Annotated in this window: 1 pseudogene; it reads right to left on the reverse strand. The window is 37.4% G+C overall.

Annotated features, from left to right (window positions below):
• Positions 1–561: pseudogene (locus E3E37_RS10740) on the reverse strand (DUF3226 domain-containing protein); the annotation flags it as partial.
• Between the last annotated feature and the right edge of the window lie 54 nt (positions 562–615).

Consider the following 615-nt stretch of genomic DNA (forward strand, 5'->3'; position numbering starts at 1 on the left):
CTTGTCAACTTTAAACTCAAAAACGTCCATAGCTTTCAAAAAGTTTCCTAAGTTCCTTATGACTCCAGCGTTGCCTTCACTTGGGATTATTGCTAGAAACTTATCATCCTTTCTCAAAAGTTCAAAGTTATCCCTCTCAAAGATCTTTTCAATTAGTTTCAAATTTTCTGGTGTTGTTCTGCTTTCCTTAAACTCGAATAGCTTTTTGTAAACTGCTTTGAAAAATTTTGAGTCAGTCTTTCCCTCACAGAAGATGACACTGACTTTGGAAAATTCACCAAATGCTGCACCTCTTAGGTCAAAATCGAGGTATTTTCTGAGCTCATAGGCTTCTTTCAAAGTTAAGCTTTTCATTGTATCAGAATACAGGAGCTCTCCACTTTCTGTTCTCTTAAACCGCTCTAAGATAAGGTCAATTAACTCCAAACTCGCTGTAACCACTGTTTCTTCTCCTTCAAGTGAGCCCACAAACTTCTTTAGCTCTTCGCTGTTCTTTCCATACTCTGGGAAAAGTATTGCATCTTCAAAATTCTCATAATGCTTTCCCGTCACAATTCTCATTCACTTCACCATGTCAACAGCTATCGCTCCAATTACAGCAAAAGTGCTTATTAT

Source organism: Thermococcus sp. ES12, assembly GCF_012027515.1.
GTDB classification, from domain to species: Archaea; Methanobacteriota_B; Thermococci; order Thermococcales; family Thermococcaceae; genus Thermococcus; species Thermococcus barossii.